The organism is uncultured Winogradskyella sp. (assembly GCF_947498005.1).
GTDB lineage: Bacteria > Bacteroidota > Bacteroidia > Flavobacteriales > Flavobacteriaceae > Winogradskyella.
In genome coordinates this window covers 672,167-691,554 of the sequence record NZ_CANMIW010000001.1, presented here as the reverse complement: position 1 = coordinate 691,554, position 19,388 = coordinate 672,167, and the positions used below count along the sequence as shown (strand labels likewise).

Here is a 19,388-nt window from a genome sequence, read left to right as displayed (position 1 = left end):
AAAGTCGGTGTAGGGACCGACTTTTTTTTTGTTTATTATTTGATAATTCATTCTTTCATTTCAAGACTTAAGTTTTGTAATTTTGAAACTACTGTCCTTTAAAGCAGAGTCGAGAATTATTTTTTAAACTTCCGTTAATTTAGAAGACCTTTCGACTGAGCTCAAGGAGATAACACAATTCAAATTTAATCACAATATCATTTTTTGTTTAGGTTCGCTTAAACGTAAAATGATGATTTTTTCAGCTAATGCGAAAAAGAAAAATTAAACATAGACATAGCTACGTTTCATTTTTATTTTGAAGCAAAAATGAAAAAAGGGCATTTTACAAATGCTCACTTAAATAAAAAATGATATAATATGTCAGACCAAAAACGTCTCTTTCTAGTTGATGCCTACGCACTAATTTTCCGTGGCTATTATGCTTTTATAAAAAACCCAAGAATTAACTCCAAAGGAGAAGATACCTCAGCCATAATGGGTTTTATGAACTCACTTTTAGATGTAATAAAACGTGAACGACCAGACCATTTAGCCGTTTGTTTTGATAAAGGCGGAAGTGCAGATCGTGTAGAAATGTATCAAGAATACAAAGCCAATAGAGATGAAACGCCTGAAGGTATAAAAACAGCGGTTCCTTACATCTACGAAATTCTAAAAGCCATGCACATACCAATTATGGTAAAGGAAGGTTTTGAAGCGGATGATGTTATAGGAACTTTGGCAAAAAAAGCCGAAAAAGAAGGCTACAAAACCTTTATGGTAACACCAGATAAGGATTTTGCACAACTGGTATCTGAAAACATCTTTATGTACAGACCTGTTTTTGGTGGTGGCTACGAAACTTGGGGAATTCCTGAGGTTCAGAAAAAATTTGAAGTTACAGACCCTTTGCAAGTCATAGATTTTTTAGGCATGATGGGAGACGCTTCAGATAATATTCCTGGTTTACCTGGTGTTGGCGAAAAAACAGCTAAGAAATTTTTAGCCGCTTATGGCTCTATGGAAAACCTTTTTGCGAATTCGCATGAGTTGAAAGGTAAAATGAAAGAGAAAGTTGAAGCCAACCAAGAACTCGGTTTACTTTCTAAAAAATTAGCCACTATTATGCTAGATGTTCCGGTGGAATTTGACGCTAAAGACTTTGAGATGTCTGAACCAGATGTGCCTAAGGTAACTGAGATTTTTCAAGAGTTAGAATTTAGACGCTTAATCGATAATTTTAATAAAACGTTTTCTGCTGAAGCTCAAGCAACGACAACAGCAACGCAAACTTCAAATAAAGCAGAAGCACCTAAAACCACACCTAAAGAAATAAAATCCGCAGGCGAAGGTCAGTTTTCGTTGTTTGGTGGTGGCGAACCTTCTACAGACGAAGCCATTTCAGAAAACTCCAGAAAAACGGCTGCAACGTATTCTCATTTTTATCAAAGTGTAGCGCCTGGTATGGCTACTAAATTGTTTGTTAAAAATCTAATGAATCAAACATCTGTTTGTTTTGATACAGAGACAACAGGATTAAATCCGTTAACCGCAGAATTGGTTGGTATTGCATTCTCATGGGAAACTGGCAAAGGATTTTATATACCATTTCCCGAAGATAAAACCGAAGCACAAGCATTAATCGAAATTTTAAGACCGTTTTTTGAAGCTGAAAACATCCAGAAAATTGGTCAGAATTTAAAATATGATATTAAAGTCTTAGCAAAATATAATGTTAGCGTTAAAGGCAAATTGTTCGATACCATGTTAGCGCATTATTTAATAAATCCAGATATGCGTCACAATATGGATATTCTTGCTGAAACGTATTTAAACTACACGCCTATTTCTATCACAGAATTGATTGGTAAAAAGGGCAAGAATCAACTCTCAATGCGAGAAGTTCCTCTTGAAAAGCAAACGGAATATGCCGTTGAAGATTCAGACATCACATTGCAACTTAAGGAACATTTTGAAAAAGAATTAGGCGAAGCCAACACTCAAAAATTATTTGATGATATTGAAATTCCGTTACTACGCGTTTTAGCCGCTATGGAATTAGAAGGAATTAATCTCGATGTTGAATTTTTAAACTCATTATCAGAAGACCTTAATAACGATATTACGAATCTTCAATCTAAAATATATGAAGTGGCAGGCGAAGAATTTAATATTGCGTCGCCAAAACAATTAGGAATCATCTTGTTTGAAAAACTTAAACTGGTAGATAAACCTAAAAAGACTAAAACCGGACAATATAAAACTGGCGAAGATATTTTATCTGCCTTAGCCAAAGAGCACGAGATTATTAGAGATATTTTAGAATATCGTGGTCTTGCCAAACTAAAAAGCACGTATGTAGATGCTTTACCATTACAGGTAGAAGCAGCAACTGGCAGAGTGCACACCGACTATATGCAAACGGTTGCCGCAACAGGTCGTCTAAGTAGTAATAATCCTAACTTACAGAATATTCCAATTCGTACAGAACGCGGTCGCCAAGTACGAAAAGCTTTTGTTCCAAGAAATGAAGATTACACTTTACTAGCTGCCGATTATTCGCAAATAGAATTAAGAATCATCGCTGCATTAAGTGAAGAAGAAACCATGATTGAAGCCTTTAAGAATGGCGAAGATATTCATGCCTCAACCGCATCTCGAGTTTTTGGCGTACCTATTGAAGAAGTGACAAGAGCGCAACGAAGCAATGCCAAAACAGTCAACTTTGGGATAATTTATGGTGTGTCTGCCTTTGGACTAAGCAACCAAACCGATTTATCGCGTGGCGAAGCCAAAGAGTTAATAGATACGTATTACGAAACTTATCCAAAATTAAAAGCCTACATGAGTAAGCAAGTCGATTTTGCGCGAGATAACGGTTATGTATCTACGGTTTTGGGTCGTCGTCGTTATTTAAAAGATATCAATTCTCGTAATGCCATGGTGCGCAGTGCAGCCGAACGAAATGCGGTAAACGCACCAATACAAGGTAGCGCAGCAGATATTATTAAAATTGCCATGATTAATATTTATAATAAACTTGAAGCAGGCAATTACAAATCTAAAATGCTCTTACAAGTGCATGATGAATTGGTATTTGATATCTACAAGCCAGAATTAGAAGAATTAACCACATTGATTAAAACCGAAATGGAAAATGCTTTTAAATTGGAAGTTCCTTTAGATGTTGAAGTCGATACTGGTTTGAATTGGCTGGAGGCGCATTAAATTTGATAAAATGAGTAGAAGACTCTGGACAAAAGAAGAATTAATTTTAGCTTTCAATTTATATTTGAAGCTACCTTTTGGTAAATTTCACGCGAGTAATCCTGAAGTTATTAATTTAGCTAATCTAACAGGAAGGTCAAATAATTCAATTGCCATTAGATTATCAAATTTCGCCTCATGTGACCCTTATCATCAAAACCGTGGAGTTAAAGGTTTAGTTGGAGGCTTAAAGCAATGTCAACCAATTTGGGATGAATTTTTTCATGACCAAGAAAAGCTGATTTATTTAAGTGAGCAAATTTTAGCATCTAAAGAAAAGGTTTCGATTGAAGAAAAATTTAAATCTGAATTAGGAAATCTCAGTCACTTAACAGGAGAAAACAGAGTTAGAGAAGTTAGCACCAGAGTCAATCAATCTATTTTTAGAAAAATAGTTTTAATGAACTATGATAATAAATGCGCTATTTCAGGTATTGATGTTCCAGATTTATTGGTTGCAAGTCATATAATTCCTTGGTCTCAAAACAAAAAGGAGAGATTAAACCCGCAAAATGGATTATGTCTTAATTATTTACACGACAAAGCATTTGATAGAGGCCTTATAACTTTCGATAAGAATTTCAAAATGGTATTATCAAATAAATTAAAGAGAAACGGCAGTGAAAACATGAAATTATATTTCCATAAATTGGAAGGGAAATCTCTGAAATTACCTAAAAGATTTATCCCAAATGAAGATTTTTTAGAATATCATAAATTAAATATTTTTCAGTCTTGAGTGATAAAACGGAAACATTATTTGCTATATATAAAAACGATATACATTTAGGGAATGAAAAAGGAAAAACAGTAAACGACGCTATTAAAAATTACCTCAAAGCTGCACTATTTCAAGAGTCTTTAAATGATTCAGAGTTTATTTCTCTTTATAAAGGAAGAGTTGCAATTAAAGATATTCATTTTTAACGAATCCACTTTAGCTGCAAATCTATCTCTTTCAAACTTTCTACTCAATTTCTAGCTAAAAAATCATCGACAGTTTCAAAATGTTCAATAACACGTTTTTCTTTAAACTCAAATACCTTTTTAGAAAAACCATGTTAATGGTTTAATAAAAACATTGGTTTTAAATTGGTTTTGTAAACCTACATATTTTACACCCCTAAAGTCCCCTCAAGGGGACAATCCTAACCAACAAACCAGTGTTTAATAAATAATATTTAGTACTACAAAACATAATTAAGATTCAATAAATTCTTGCTTTTACTTTATTAAACGTCCTCTCAACGAAATAATACTTATTAATAAAGTTATCAGTAAAAAATATAAATCTGGAGTACTATTCTTATTCGTTAGTGCTATCCTTATAACCTACAAATACAGTAATCCCTTTCTATAGTATTTTCTTTTTTAAACGTAGAGGACAATTGAAAACCCTTGAAGTATTGTTTTGTCCTTTATCAAATGTCCCCTTGAGGGGACTTTAGGGGTGTTTTCAGACTTGCTCAGTTAACTCCTTTACCTTTTCTTCAATAACTAACAACACACTAAACATATTTTTCTTAACCTCTTCATTGGAAAACCTTAAGAAGGTAACGCCATAAGCTTCGATTTCTTTTTGTCTCTTAACATCGTACAAAAAGCTATATTCGTGACTGTCTCCATCAATTTCTATGACCAACCCTATTTCATGGCAATAAAAATCTGCTATATATTCTAACATTGGTACTTGCCTATGAAACTGAACGCCATAAGCGCGTTGCTTTATATTTTGCCAAAGCAAGACTTCTGGTAAAGTGCTATTTTTTCTTAATTGCCTGGCTAGGATTTTTAGTTTGGGATTGTATGGGATTATTTTGTTTTTCATTAGTGGTAATTCCGGCTGTTCTTATACTCCTTTACACCCCTAAAGTCCCCTCAAGGGGACAATGTAGACTGAGAAGCTTTCTTTTAAAGATAATAATCTCTATTTGTATTACCTAAAATACAATATTTTTGAATTGAGAATTACAGTAAATAAGAAAGAATAATAAACGGTCTACAACAGAGATTAATCGTCTTATTAAAGTATCAAATGATACTATCAAACAACCTACAAATCCAAACCTTTCAAACTCTCAACTCTATTTCTGGCTAAGAAATCATCAATCGTTTCAAAATGTTCTATAACGCGTTTTTCTTTAAATTCAAATACTTTTTTAGAAAGGCCTTGTAGAAAATCTCTATCGTGAGAGACTAATATTAAAGTGCCATCAAAATTTTGTAGTGCTTCTTTTAATACATCTTTAGACTTTAAATCTAAGTGATTGGTTGGCTCATCGAGAATTAATAAATTAACAGGTTCTAGTAAGAGTTTTACCATCGCTAATCTGGTTTTTTCACCACCAGATAAGACACTGACTTTTTTATCAATATCCTCACCTCTAAACATAAAACCACCCAAAATATTTTTTATTTGAGTACGTACATCACCTTTTGCAACTTCATCTACGGTTTGAAAAACCGTTAAGCTTTCATCTAACAAAGCCGCTTGATTCTGCGCAAAATAACCCACTTGCACATTATGGCCTAAAGTACAAGTGCCTTCTACTTCAATTTCGCCTAAAATGGCTTTAATCATCGTGGATTTTCCTTCGCCATTTCTACCCACAAAACAGACCTTCTCACCTCTTGCTATAGACATATTAGCATCATTAAACACTACATGCTCATCATAAGATTTAGAAACATCCTTTACCGTTACAGGATAATCGCCAGAACGCTGTGTTGCCGGAAAACGCAAACGCAAAGCAGAGGTATCTACTTCATCTATTTCTATACGCTCTAGTTTTTCGAGCATGCGCTCTCGTGAAGACACTTGGTTGGTTTTAGAATAGGTACCTTTAAAGCGCTCAATAAACTGCATATTATCTGCAATAAATTTCTGCTGTTCTTGGTAGGCTTTTATTTGGTGTGTGCGTCTATCTTCTCGTAACTGTAAGTAATGCGAGTAATTGGCTTTATAATCGTAAATACGGCCCATAGTGACCTCAATAGTTCTATTGGTAATATTATCAATAAAGGCTCTATCGTGGGAAATAACCAAAACCGCATTGGCTTTGTTAACCAAAAAGTCTTCTAGCCAAATGACAGATTCTATATCAATATGGTTAGTTGGCTCATCTAAGAGAATTAAATCTGGCTTTTGAAGTAATATTTTTGCCAATTCTATTCGCATTCGCCATCCTCCAGAAAATTCATTAGTTGGTCTTGTAAAATCGTTTTGCTTAAACCCTAAACCTTTTAATGCTTTTTCTACTTCTGCATCATAATTAACATCTTCTAAAGCATAATATTTTTCGCCTAAATCTGATACACGTTCTATGATTTTCATGTATTCGTCAGATTCGTAATCGGTTCTGGTTTCTAGTTGCTTGTTGAGCGCTTCCATTTCATCACGCATTTTAAACACATGTGCAAAGGCTTTAGACGCTTCTTCAAAAACCGTAGCATTATCTTTAGTTAATAAGTGCTGAGGCAAATAGGCAATGACTGTATCTTTTGGAGAACGCACATGACCACGTGTTGCATTTTGAACACCAGCAATAATTTTCATCATGGTAGATTTTCCTGCACCATTTTTACCCATTAAGGCAATTTTATCATTCTCATTAATAGTAAAAGACACGTCCTTAAAAAGTGTTTGTCCACTGAATTCTACAGCTAAATTATCTACTGAAATCATGTTCTCAATTTTAAAGATGCAAAACTACTAAAAGGAACGGGTTTTATGTTTTTGAATGTATAGAAAATATCGTTTCTAATTATTTCAGTTAATTCTAATAGTGATTACGCTAAGCTAAACCCAGTCTATTACATAATTTTATGACAAACAAAGTTTAACCATTAAATAAAACATTATGATTATTACAAAAGTATTAGGTTTAACAAGTGCATTTACAAAAAGTAAAAAGGCAAAGATTGCTATTTTAGGTTTAGAAATGGCTGTATTAGGTTACGCGCTTTATCAGCAGAAACAAGAAAAGAAAAATAAGCGACTAAAATCTAAGTAATATTAGATTGTAGTCGCTTACCATTTAAATTATATTGAATGCGCATTAGTTTTAATGCTCTTAATCCGTTAGCTAATGAAAATATAATTCCAAAAACTCGATTAAAATATTATCGAACACTATTTCGTAGTTACCAAAATAACACCATTTGCTCCTCTAACACCATAAGATGCAGCTTCAGAACTCTTAAGTACATTTATGTTTTTGATATTGTTAGGTGTAAGATCTCCAAATGCAGCTGTACTCGTTGGATGTCCATTTACAATAATCAAAGGATCTTCATTACTAGAAAGTGTGGTATTATAAGACCCTCTAACTCTTATTTCATTACTACCCGAAACTCTTACTTGCGGAACCTTAACCCTTAAATAGTCATATATACTCGTAAAATATTGTTCCACTTCGGGCTTACGTTTTTTTACTTTTTTTAAGGCCTCTAATTGAAAAGCTTTTCCTTTTTCTTCACTGGTACTATCAAACTCAATAGTTACCTTATTTTCATCAAAATCTTCAGAAGAACTCAAACCATAGTGTTCTGAGAAGGCATATATAGTTTTGGGAGTCTCCTTAACTTTAATTTTAAATTCTCCATCCTTATTCGTTGTCTTTTTTACAGACGAGTCTTCAACATATACAGTAGCTTCATTCACAGGATTACCTAAAGAATCTTTTACCACACCAGTAATAACAATTTTTTTCGATTTCTTTTGAGCTGAAATATTTGTAGTAAATGCGAAGGTAAAAAGAATAAGGAATCCAAAGTATTTGATTTTCATAGTTCTAATATTTTTAATGTTAGGTACTTAGCAATATACAATAAATTTTAACTAGATCTTATTATAAATTGACTTAAGCACATTTATTTTATTGAAATTTTAACAAAGGTTAAAAATGTCGGATACTTTATTATAATTTCAATTAATTTTGTCCTCTATATTGAATTATGAGTATTATTTCTAAAGACATATCAAAAGCAATTCAACTTTTAACTGATGAAAACATTGTAGCTATTCCAACGGAAACGGTTTATGGTTTAGCAGGAAATATATACAGCAAAAAAGCGATTACATCAATTTTTGAAACAAAAAAGCGACCATTTTTTAATCCACTCATTGTTCATATTCCATCTATAGATTCGCTTTCAACTATTGTAGAAAACATTCCTGAAAAAGCACAATTGTTGGCAGACGCTTTTTGGCCAGGACCAATAACATTGGTGTTGAAAAAGAAGGCTATAATTCCAGATTTAATTACAGGAGGAAAAGATACCGTTGCGGTTAGAGTACCAAACCACCCAACCACTTTAGAGTTATTAAAGCAACTCGATTTCCCTTTAGCAGCACCAAGTGCCAATCCGTTTAGTAGTATTAGTCCAACCACAGCACAACACGTAGAAACGTATTTTAAAGACACACTTAAAATGGTATTAGATGGTGGTGCATGTAAAAGTGGTATTGAATCTACAATCATTGGTTTTGAAAACGATGAACCTATTATTTACAGGTTAGGCTCTACTGCTATAGAAGACATTGAAGCCATTGTTGGCAAAATTGAAATAAAAAACACGGTTACCGAAGCGCCTAAACAAAAAACCATACCAAATGCGCCAGGTATGCTCGCGCGTCATTATGCACCAAAAACCAAAACGGTTTTAACAGATAATATACCTAAAGCATTAAAGCAATACAAAAACTTAAGGATTGGTCTTTTAGTTTTTGATACTGAATTTAAAAACGACGCTATAAAAACTCAAATTGTTTTATCTAAAACAGGTAATTTAAAAGAGTCCGCTTCAAAATTATATGATGCACTTCATCAATTAGACACTTTTGATTTAGATATAATTATTGCAGAAAAATTTCCTGATAATGGTTTAGGGAAATCTATTAATGACAGATTAAATAGAGCAACTAAATAAGCGGTAATTTCATTCGCAATAATTAAAACTAGTTATATTCAGAGTTGAAATTATCAATTATCTAGACAAACATCTTTTTCCACTAAATAAAACTTATTTCTTATATTCTAAATTTAAGCCTTATTTTTATAAAAAAAACGCTGTTAAAAAGATGAATGCTTTAAAAGTAATCATATACTTTTCAATTTTTAAATACCCTTTAACCAAAGAGGAGATTTATTCGTTTTCTTCTGCAAATCATTTATCTGACACCATACAAGAGCTCAATACATTAATTGAACAAAAAATTATTTTTCAATTTGGTAATTATTATTCTGATGTCAATAATAAAGACTTAGTTCAACGAAGACTTAAAGGTAATGTAATGGCAAAAGAGATAATGCCCAAAGCACTGAGAAGAGCCAAACTCATCATGTCTTTTCCTTACGTAGAATCCGTTTCTATCTCTGGTGCATTAGCTAAAGGCTATTATGATGATGAAGGCGACATTGATTTCTTTATCATCACAAAACCAAAAAAATTATGGCTAGCAAGAACATTTTTAATCCTTTTTAAAAAGGTGTTTTTGCTAAATTCTAAAAAGTATTTTTGTGTTAATTACTTTATTAGTTCTAATAATCTTAAAATTGAAGAACAAAATAAATTTACAGCTACAGAATTAATAACATTAATGCCTGTTTATGGTAAGTCTATTATTGATTCATTTATTACAGAAAACCAGTGGGCTTTAGACTTTTATCCAAACCGAACTCTAAATACATCTGTGCTTGCTGATACCTTTAGAAAACCGATTTTAAGCACGGCTATAGAATACATTTTCGATAATAAATTGGGAGAAAAATTAGATTTTTATTTTAGACGTATAACGCTTAAAAAGTGGAAATCTAAATTTAACAATCTCAACAAAAAGGATTTTGAAGTCGCAATGAAATCTACAAATGATGTCTCTAAACATCATCCTCGAGATTTTCAGAGTCGTGTTATTGTATCGTTAAACCAGCGTTACGATGATAAAAACAAAGCATTCAACCTTAACCTAACTATGGAACATGCTTGATGTTGTTTTTTCTCATTCATATTACTATAAATTTGATCCCAAACAGTGGAAAAACAAAACACCTTATCCGCCTTTAGGCACCATTTATGCAGCTTCATATCTAAGAGAAAACAACTATAAAGTTGGTCTGTTTGACGCTAACTTATTAGACGATCCGCAAACCATTGCACCTTATTTAGCAAAACATCAACCAAGTACGTTTGTGCTCTACGATGATGGCTTTAATTATCTCACAAAAATGTGTTTAACCACCATGAGAGAAGCGGCTTTTAAGATGATTAAAATAGCCAAAAAGCAAAACTGTAAAGTGATTGTGTGTAGCTCTGATTCTACAGATCATTTTGAAAAATATTTAGACCAAGGTGCCGATTTTGTCATTCAAGGCGAAGGCGAAATCACTTTGAAAGAACTTTTAGATGCCTTAAAGACCAATGAAGATACCTCTGAAATAAAAGCATTAATTTACAAGGAGGATGATCAAATAATTAAGAATTCTAAACGACCTGTTTTAAGAAACTTAGATGAATTGCCTTTGCCAGCTTGGGATTTAATAAATATGAATGCCTATAAGGCCATTTGGGCAAGTGGCGGAAATGCATTTACCTTAAATATTGCCACAACACGTGGTTGCCCTTTTAAATGTAATTGGTGTGCAAAACCTATCTATGGCAATCGTTACAACTCACATTCCCCAGAATATATTACTAAACACATAAAGTTTTTATCGGAAACCTACGATGTAAATCGATTCTGGATGTGCGATGATATTTTTGGATTAAAACCAAATTGGGTTCAGAATTTTAATTTAGAGCTCAAAAAAGAAAATCTATCCATTTCTTATTACATTCAAAGTCGTGTTGACTTATTATTGAAAGAAGACACTATTGATGCTTTAGCAGAAAGTGGATTAGAAGAAGTTTGGGTTGGCGCGGAAAGTGGCTCTCAAGCCATTTTAGATGCTATGGATAAGGAAACAACAGTAGAGCAAATCTACGAAGCCACGCGCTTATTAAAAGCTAAAGCTATTAGAGTTGCTTTCTTTATTCAGTTTGGTTATTTAAATGAAACAAAAGCAGATATCCTCAAAACAATTGGTATGATAAAGGAACTGCTACCAGATAATATTGGTGTTTCTGTGTCTTATCCATTGCCTGGTACCAAGTTTTACGATATGGTAAAAGACGACTTGCAACTAAAAGCGAACTGGACAGATTCTGACGATTTAGCCATGCTTTTTAAAGGCACTTATAGTTCTAAATTTTACAAGAAACTACAACGATATGTGCATAAAGAATATAGAATTAGTCAAGGTATTGATAATCTAAAACAACTTAATTTATCTAAAACAAAATCGATATTAAAATTAGCCTATTATGTGCCTTCTGCTTTTGTAGACAAATGGCAATTAAAAAGTATGACTCCATAACATGAGTAACGATTTTGACATAGCTGCTGTAAAATATGATGAAACCTTTACGTTTTCAAACATTGGTAAGGCGCAACGTCTTCGTGTTTTTAAGTATGTAAATCCAATAATAAACACTAAAAAAAAGCTTAATATTTTAGAGCTTAATTGCGGAACAGGGGAAGATGCCATTCATTTTTCAAAATTAGGACATAATGTTATTGCTACAGATATTTCTGAAGGTATGATTGCTGTAGCTAATTCTAAAAAACAATCTAGTCACTTGCTTTTTAAAGTTCAAGATATAACCACAATTAATGCAACTACATTTAACCAGAAATTTGATATTGTTTTTTCAAATTTTGGAGGCTTAAATTGTTTATCAAAAATACAATTAGAAGCATTTTGTAAAGTTGCTAAAAGCCTACTGAATACAAATGGCAAACTAGTAATGGTAATTATGTCTAAAAAAAGTATTTGGGAACGTTTTTATTTTTTAATTAAAGGCGATTTAAAAAAATCAAAACGCAGAAATACCAATGAAAGCTTAGATGTTAATGTCGATGGTGTAAACGTGAAAACCTGGTATTACAATCCTAAAGAAGTTATATCTTTATCCACTAACGACTTTACGATGAATAGAGTTAAACCAATAGGATTGGCCATTCCGCCTTCATATTTAGAAAATTCTTTTTTATCTAAACGTCCTTTTTTATCTGTTTTAAAAGGTATAGACGCCATTTTAACGGCATCATTATTTGCAAAATACGCAGATCATTTTTTAATAGAATTAACCAAAAAATAATAGAGACCATAAAAATGAGTATTGTACTTACACACGCTTATTACATACTCGAAGACCCAAAAGAGCAGCTTATAATGAAGCCTTACGCTCCACTTGGCTTGTTATATATTTCGGCTTATTTAAAGGAGAATAAGATTAATAATCACCTTTACGATGCTACATTTTACAGCAAAAAAAAACAACTCAGTTTTATAGCAGAAAAACAACCTAAAACAGTTGCCATTTATACTAACTTAATGACTAAAATTAATGTTATTAAGCTTATAAAAATATTGAAATCCGATAAAAAATATGGTTTTCCAAAACTAATTTTAGGTGGACCAGACATTACCTATAATTGTGAAAATTATTTAAAGTCAGGAGCCGATTTTCTAATTATTGGCGAAGGTGAACAAACTACTTTAGAGCTTTATAACGCTATTGATCGCAATCAAGATTTTACCCATATTACCGGAATTGCTTATTTAGAAAATGGGCAAGTGATTAAAACGGCTCCACGTGTAAAAATGAAGAGTTTAAAGGAACTGCCATTACCAAATAGAGCCGCAATTCCTATTGATAAATATTTAGAAACTTGGAAAACACATCATGGAAAAAGCTCCATGACTGTTAGTACACAACGTGGTTGCCCTTATACTTGCAAATGGTGTAGTACTGCCGTTTACGGACAAAGTTATCGCAGACGACCAGCAGAACTGGTTGCACAAGAATTGAAAATGCTAAAAGACACTTACCAACCAGATAGCATTTGGTTTGTAGACGATGTTTTTACGGTAAGTCATAAATGGATAAAGGAATTTCATGCAGAAGTTTTAAAACAAGATGCTATAATTCCTTTTGAATGTATCACAAGAGCCGAACGTCTTAATAATGAAGTTTTAGAGTTATTAAAAGAAGCTGGTTGCTACCGCATTTGGATTGGAGCAGAATCTGGATCCCAAAAAATAATTGATGCCATGGACAGACGCGTTGATGTGGATGTCGTAAAAAATGCTATTCTGCAAACAAATTCTAAAGGCATGGAAACCGGAACTTTTATTATGGTTGGTTATCCAGGCGAAGATGAACAAGACATTAAGGAAACAATTACATACTTAAAAGCTGCAAATCCTACGCATTTTACAATTACAGTAGCTTACCCAATAAAAGGAACATCACTTTATAATGAAATTGAAGACAAGATAACGGTTCAACCCAATTGGGAAACCTCAACAGATAGAGATATAGATTTTACAAGAACCTATTCTAGAAAATTCTATGATTATGCAGTAAGACGCATTGTGAATGAGGTTAATTATAATAAAGAAAAATTGAGTGATAAAAACCTAAAAAAAATGATTACATATAAATTAAAATCTACCTTAGCTGGTGCTTTTATGAAACTCTCTAAGTAATATGAAACGCTCTTTTTTTACAATATGTTTTGTTTTATTTTCTGTCTGTTTTTCGTGTTCTAAAAAAGAGCAAGAAATTAATTTAAAATGGAACAAATCGTACAATGAAGATACTTTTGACAGAAGTGTCACAGGTTTAAAATGGGCTTTAGCATATTTAGGTTCTACAATAACAACTGACACTACATTACTTGGTTTATCATATAAAGATTCTATAATTACTCTAAACTTAAACCAACTTGGCTTTTCTGAACACGCTAAAACAGAGTTATCTAAACTTCAATATATTTTTAAAAACTCTGAAGCATATAAAAAAAATAGTGCGCTAGATTTAGGACGATACATTGCCTTAACTTTTGGAAATTCTCATCATTATTATGCTATTACTGATGTACCTAAAAGTTTAAACCAGTTTTTAGAGTTATATACCTTAAATAATAACAAAGGATATATTGATAATTCTAGTGTTTCTAAAGTAGACCGAATTATTTCGTTTTCAAATATTTCTGATAGTAATAGTCAAGGGTTTCTTTCTGCTGAAATTGATTCTATTAGTAATGACACTTTAGAATATGAAACAGTAGAGATCATGCCTAATGGACAATTAAAATTTGGTATTTATGATATTGATGGCGCTTTAAAAGAAGCTGGCAATAGTAAAATCACCAAAGCCGGAAAACCTGCAAAATGCATCTGGTGTCACGAGGTTGTGATTCAACCTTTATTTAGAAAGCAACAAAACCATGAAGGTTATTTAAGCTACATTAAATTTAATGATACGCTAAAATATTTTAATCGTGAATTGCAAGATTTTCAAGATAAACAATGGAATGATCCATCTATTACAAATAAAAAATTACATACCGAATTAGAGCTCCTTTACATTGCCTTTATGGAACCCAATGCTGAACGCATTTCAAAAGAATGGAATTTACCTTTAGCAGATGTAAAGAAAAAATTAGCGCATTTAGAAACACATACGCATCATGAATTTCCGTTTTTAGGAAATCTTTACCGCAGAAAAGATATTGATGCGCTGGCTCCAATTAAATATATCGAAGTCCCTGGAAGTATAAGGGAACAATCTAGTAACGAAGTAAATCTACTCAACTAATGCTTCGAGATAAAAAAATAGTTATAATTCTTCCGGCTTATAATGCTTCAAAAACATTAGAAAAAACCTATAATGAGATTCCGCATCACATTGTTGATGCCATTGTATTGACTGATGATTTTAGTGATGACAATACTGTGGAAGTCGCAAAGCAGCTTGGCATAGAACACATCATTGAGCATAATATTAATTTGGGTTATGGTGCCAATCAAAAAAGTTGTTACTCTAAAGCTATTGAATTAGGTGCTGATATTATAATTATGTTGCATCCAGATTATCAGTACAATCCAAAGCTAATTCCGTCTATGGCAGATTTAATTGCAAACGATGTTTATGAGGTTGTTTTAGGCTCAAGAATTTTGGGCAAAAATGCACTTTCTGGTGGTATGCCAATGTATAAATATATTTCTAATCGAGGACTGACTTTTATTCAAAATTTATTAATGAATCAAAAGTTATCAGAATACCATACAGGTTATCGTGCATTCAATGCTAAGGTTTTAAAATCTATTCCGTTTAATGAGAATTCTAACGACTTTATTTTTGATAATCAACTCTTAGCGCAATGTTGTTATAAGGGTATTGTGATTGGCGAAATATCTTGCCCAGCGAAATACGAAAAAGATTCTTCTTCCATTAATTTTAAACGAAGTTCTATTTATGGACTTGGAGTTTTAAGAGTGTCAATATCTTATTTTATTCAAAAACTGAAAATTTATAATTTCAAATTATTTAAGCCGAGCTTATAAAGTTAATTACAGATATCAATCTTTTTTAGTGTGAAGGCACCTCGTCTCGAATTTGAATCAGTAAGATAATAAATTTCACAGTCATTTACCAGTACTGGTTTCCTTTTTAAAGAAGGATCTTTAGTGATTTGTCTCCCTTTATAGATTATTTGATAATCTTCAATTACACACGAATATTCATCAAATTTTGAAATTGAAATTGCTGTATTTTCAATTATTTTTCCGCCTTTACCAAGGGCTTTATAGGTTAATTTATTGTTGTTGTTTTCAAAATCATAAATCATAAAATACTCTTGTTGTTCTAGGACATATGAAGATGCATCATCAGTTATTTCAGTAAACATATCTAAATGTAATGGAAACAACATCAACAAACCTAAACCAATGTACATGTAATTTACTTTTTTAGCGACACTACTATAAAACAATACTGCCAAACCAATAGTTAACCAAAGTCTTGAAAACTTAAAAATCAATGGCAAATGTTCTAAACTAGCAATTGGCACATTACACATTAAGAATAACAGCGTAAAAAAAGCAATTTTCTTAAAAGGTTTTATAGACAAAGCAAACACATAAAATGCCGGAATTATCCATAATATTTGAGCGTAAGTAGCAGTCCTCGATTGCACTAAAAACAGTGTAACAACCCAAATGGAAAATAATGCCAATAATTTTTTTTTGTTTGAAAAACTTAAGGATATAGCTATACCAAAAATGATAGATTTAAACACCCATTTTATAAACACGCCTAATTTTACATTACTGAATAAAGCATCTGGATTGTAATATGCATCTTGAACAAATAATGTTTTTAGAAACACATCTATGGATTGTGCATTGTATTGAAAGTTTACAGTGCTTTTATTTTTAATAGCGTTAGGTAAGACTTCAAAAAAATACGTTTCCCATAAGCTAAAACCTGTAAGCCAAATGGATAGTGAGAAAATTACAACTCCTAATACTATAGCAGCTAGTATTGCTTTCCATCGTGATTTAAAAAGCAATGGAATACCATAAGCTACAGGAAACACTTTTAGTAAAGCGCCCAAAACCAACAAACCACCTCCAGAAATAGATTTACGTTTTTCAATCCATAAAAACGCAAAAACAACTAGTGTAAAAACTAAGAAATAGGTTTGCCCAAATAGCATCTGATTTCTTAATGGCACATAAAACAAAACCGGAATTGCGGTTACTAATAAAAACGTTTTTCTACCAAACCTCTTAAATAAAGAATAGATTGCTAATAAAAACAACAAACTACATAATCCATTAAAAATAGCCTTTGCCAAATAAGCATCTTCTATAACTATAAAGGGATAAAAAGCTACGGTATTAAAAGGGCTATTGAGGTAAAAATCTCCCAACACCTCTTTGTAACCTATATTCCAGATATAATTATTGTACTCATAGATATCAAACAAAACGGATTCCGGTGTCGCCGAATTGGCAACAATATGCGCGGGAAAATAGCTATTCGCAAAGTCGTGTAATGGAAACGAAACCGATCTCCAAAATAAAAAAATTAAAAGCAAGAACAGAGGTAAAAAATATACCAAAGTTCCTTTATGCTTATCAATTACGTTTTTCATTGCTTACGTTAAAAGTAAGATTAATCATGAATATATACAGAACTGTTTTATAAATAACTTAAATTGAACATTTTAGTCACATTACTAAAGTTTATTAAAAAGTATTAGTTGCTTTCTTTAGATTAATTTTACACCTATTCCTATTAAATAAATGCAAAAGCAAATAACAAAATTAACATCAAGATTAAAAATTATATCCTTATATGGGTTAGGCCAATCAATTTCTCCGCTTAGTAAACTTGTATTTTCTTATTTTATTATTAAATATCAATCTATAGAATTATGGGGAAGTTTTACCCAAGTAGCCATCTGGATATATCTGATTTTGATTTTTTTATCATTTGGGAATAATGATTTTTTATTAAAAAAATTCAGTACAAATCCATCAAACCTATTCCAATCATGGTTTACACATTTACTCAGCAGAACATTCTTACTAGTTCCATGTGTTTTTATTTTAGTGTTTTCATCTCTTTTTAAAGAAAACCTATACCTATATATGTTATGGCTCTTTTTATTGTTTATAGCACAATCCTATAATATTTTAATCCTCTATTTTAAAGATTTTAAACTTAATCTTATAGGCGAACTATTATATAGTGGTATTCTTATTTTTGGCATTCTTATTTTTAAACTAAGTATTGATTTAAGTTTAATTATTAAAATCATTCTTATAGCAACTAGCTTAAAAGTCACTTTATATACAACATACTATATTAAGAGAATAACACCTGTTAAAATAAATTTTGACTTTTCCGTATTGCTTAAATCTTTGCCATTTTTTATTCCTGCCGTTCTTGGTACTATAAGATTTAAAATAGACACTTATTTTGCAAATACATTCTTTAGCCTTTCTGACTTGGGTAAATATGAAATATTTATTAGCCTATTGGTATTTGGCCAGACAATAGTGACCTTTTTTATAAACCCATTTTTAAAGAATTTTTTTAGATTAAAAGCCAATATCGTCAAGAAAATTAAAAGTCAGTTTTTGGTCTTGGGAGTTTTGTATAGTGTTCTTTTTACTGGCTTCATATATTTTATAATAACCTACTTATATAAGTTAGATTTCTCTAAGCTTAATTACTTAACTGCATTTGCTTTTATTGTTCCTTTATTTGTTCATATTTTGCTTGTTAATCAGATGTATAAAAATAATCTACAAAAAGATGTCAGTATTTTTGCTTTTTTAATTGTTTTATTACAGATTACATTTGGTTTAGTAATGCAACATAACTATGGTATAAATGAAGCTTTTTTATTAAAAGCTATTAGTCAAATTTTAATTACAATAATATTATGGTACTGGCTAACTAAACATCTAAAAACTAAAACTATTATTTCGTAATTAGTTAACACATCAAAGGTTGGAAGAAACAAAGAAAAATATTGTTATTGTGGGCTATCCAAAAAGTGGTACTACTTGGATGTCTAAATTAGTTGCTGAACTTTTGGTATGTCCATTAAAAGGAAATTGGGGATTTAAAATAGACAACGACCCAATAGAAGAAGGTCAAGATAGAATATCTGCTTATGACTGTTATAAATCACATCATACTTATGAAGAGATTTTTAGCGTTGACAAAAAAAGTATTGATAAAATTATATATATAATAAGAGACCCTAGAGATGTTGTTATTTCCGGTCTATATTTCTTTAAATTTCTTAAAAAATCTTCTATAATTGATAAACTCTCACCTAAAGCTTTTAAAAAAAAGCAAATGATTAAAGCAGTGCTATCTGGTAATGAAAAAGTAAATCAATGGTGTAAATTCTCTTGGAAAAATCACTATAATGGTTATCTCAATAAAGACATACTTTTTGTAAAATATGAAGATTTATTACAAAATCCTAAGTTTGAGTGCCAGCAAATTTTAAAATTTCTCAATATTGAGAAAACCGATAAGTTTATTCTAAATGCTATTGACAAACAATCTTTTAAAAATGCTAAACAAACAAATAATCTAAGAAAAGGAGAGGCAGGATATTGGAAACATCAGCTTTCAAATTCAGAAAATCAATTATTTATTGAACATCTAAGTAATTCTTTAGATTACTTTGGATATGAAATCATAAATTAAACACTAGT

At 31.5% G+C, this 19,388-nt stretch carries 17 protein-coding genes; 13 read left to right on the top strand and 4 right to left on the bottom strand.

The features are described 5' to 3' along the window. Nucleotides 1-360 precede the first annotated feature (360 nt). The 3 genes from polA to Q0891_RS03020 are packed head-to-tail and all read left to right on the top strand — an operon-like array spanning nucleotide 361 to nucleotide 4,176. A complete protein-coding gene (polA, locus tag Q0891_RS03030) occupies nucleotides 361-3,210 on the top strand; it encodes a DNA polymerase I (protein WP_299098608.1) in 2,850 nt (949 codons plus the stop codon). A 10-nt stretch (nucleotides 3,211-3,220) separates the two neighbouring features. Next, a complete protein-coding gene (locus Q0891_RS03025) occupies nucleotides 3,221-3,988 on the top strand; it encodes an HNH endonuclease (RefSeq protein WP_299098606.1) in 768 nt (255 codons plus the stop codon). Next, complete coding sequence (locus Q0891_RS03020) at nucleotides 3,985-4,176, top strand: hypothetical protein (protein WP_299098604.1); 192 nt, start codon at nucleotides 3,985-3,987, stop codon at nucleotides 4,174-4,176. The genes Q0891_RS03025 and Q0891_RS03020 overlap by 4 nt, the downstream gene beginning before the upstream one ends. 529 nt (nucleotides 4,177-4,705) lie before the next feature. Here Q0891_RS03020 and Q0891_RS03015 read toward each other — a convergent pair. Both Q0891_RS03015 and Q0891_RS03010 read right to left on the bottom strand, forming a co-directional pair. Then, a complete protein-coding gene (locus Q0891_RS03015; RefSeq protein ID WP_299098602.1) occupies nucleotides 4,706-5,077 on the bottom strand; it encodes an endonuclease domain-containing protein in 372 nt (123 codons plus the stop codon). A 225-nt stretch (nucleotides 5,078-5,302) separates the two neighbouring features. Then, entirely contained in the window at nucleotides 5,303-6,934 is a 1,632-nt protein-coding gene (locus Q0891_RS03010) for an ABC-F family ATP-binding cassette domain-containing protein (RefSeq protein WP_299098599.1), read from the bottom strand. A 175-nt stretch (nucleotides 6,935-7,109) separates the two neighbouring features. Here Q0891_RS03010 and Q0891_RS03005 point away from each other — a divergent pair, with 175 nt between their 5' ends. After that, the gene (locus Q0891_RS03005) at nucleotides 7,110-7,262 is read left to right on the top strand and encodes a hypothetical protein (RefSeq protein ID WP_299098596.1); all 153 of its coding nucleotides are present in this window, start codon (nucleotides 7,110-7,112) and stop codon (nucleotides 7,260-7,262) included. A 119-nt stretch (nucleotides 7,263-7,381) separates the two neighbouring features. On the opposite strand, the gene Q0891_RS03000 is transcribed toward Q0891_RS03005, so the two are convergent. Further along, a complete protein-coding gene (locus Q0891_RS03000) occupies nucleotides 7,382-8,038 on the bottom strand; it encodes a TonB-dependent receptor plug domain-containing protein (protein ID WP_299098594.1) in 657 nt (218 codons plus the stop codon). 167 nt (nucleotides 8,039-8,205) lie between these two features. On the opposite strand from Q0891_RS03000, the gene Q0891_RS02995 reads away from it, so the two are divergent. The 7 genes from Q0891_RS02995 (at nucleotide 8,206) to Q0891_RS02965 (ending at nucleotide 15,704) form a co-directional block, all read left to right on the top strand. Then, nucleotides 8,206-9,180, top strand: a complete 975-nt coding sequence (locus Q0891_RS02995) for an L-threonylcarbamoyladenylate synthase (RefSeq protein ID WP_299098592.1) — start codon at nucleotides 8,206-8,208, stop codon at nucleotides 9,178-9,180. 151 nt (nucleotides 9,181-9,331) lie between these two features. Continuing rightward, nucleotides 9,332-10,237, top strand: coding sequence for a nucleotidyltransferase domain-containing protein (locus Q0891_RS02990; protein ID WP_299098590.1), 906 nt, complete (start codon nucleotides 9,332-9,334; stop codon nucleotides 10,235-10,237). Then, on the top strand, nucleotides 10,230-11,663 hold the full coding sequence (locus tag Q0891_RS02985; protein ID WP_299098588.1) for a radical SAM protein: 1,434 nt from the start codon (nucleotides 10,230-10,232) through the stop codon (nucleotides 11,661-11,663). Before Q0891_RS02990 ends, Q0891_RS02985 begins: the two co-directional genes overlap by 8 nt. 1 nt (nucleotide 11,664) lies before the next feature. Continuing rightward, the gene (locus Q0891_RS02980; protein WP_299098587.1) at nucleotides 11,665-12,447 is read left to right on the top strand and encodes a bifunctional 2-polyprenyl-6-hydroxyphenol methylase/3-demethylubiquinol 3-O-methyltransferase UbiG; all 783 of its coding nucleotides are present in this window, start codon (nucleotides 11,665-11,667) and stop codon (nucleotides 12,445-12,447) included. 14 nt (nucleotides 12,448-12,461) lie between these two features. Then, on the top strand, nucleotides 12,462-13,841 hold the full coding sequence (locus Q0891_RS02975; protein WP_299098585.1) for a radical SAM protein: 1,380 nt from the start codon (nucleotides 12,462-12,464) through the stop codon (nucleotides 13,839-13,841). Between the two features lies 1 nt (nucleotide 13,842). Continuing rightward, nucleotides 13,843-14,955 carry a hypothetical protein gene (locus Q0891_RS02970; RefSeq protein WP_299098583.1) on the top strand — a complete coding sequence of 371 codons (1,113 nt, stop codon included), beginning with the start codon at nucleotides 13,843-13,845 and terminating at the stop codon, nucleotides 14,953-14,955. Beyond that, a complete protein-coding gene (locus Q0891_RS02965) occupies nucleotides 14,955-15,704 on the top strand; it encodes a glycosyltransferase family 2 protein (RefSeq protein ID WP_299098581.1) in 750 nt (249 codons plus the stop codon). The genes Q0891_RS02970 and Q0891_RS02965 overlap by 1 nt, the downstream gene beginning before the upstream one ends. A gap of 2 nt (nucleotides 15,705-15,706) precedes the next feature. On the opposite strand, the gene Q0891_RS02960 is transcribed toward Q0891_RS02965, so the two are convergent. Then, the gene (locus Q0891_RS02960; protein WP_299098580.1) at nucleotides 15,707-17,299 is read right to left on the bottom strand and encodes a glycosyltransferase family 87 protein; all 1,593 of its coding nucleotides are present in this window, start codon (nucleotides 17,297-17,299) and stop codon (nucleotides 15,707-15,709) included. A gap of 151 nt (nucleotides 17,300-17,450) precedes the next feature. Between Q0891_RS02960 and Q0891_RS02955 the strand changes: the two genes are divergently transcribed. Further along, nucleotides 17,451-18,647, top strand: coding sequence for a hypothetical protein (locus Q0891_RS02955; RefSeq protein WP_299098579.1), 1,197 nt, complete (start codon nucleotides 17,451-17,453; stop codon nucleotides 18,645-18,647). 19 nt (nucleotides 18,648-18,666) lie between these two features. After that, nucleotides 18,667-19,380 (top strand): sulfotransferase domain-containing protein, encoded by a 714-nt coding sequence (locus tag Q0891_RS02950; protein ID WP_299098578.1) that lies wholly within the window; start codon nucleotides 18,667-18,669, stop codon nucleotides 19,378-19,380. The last annotated feature ends 8 nt before the right edge of the window (nucleotides 19,381-19,388 follow it).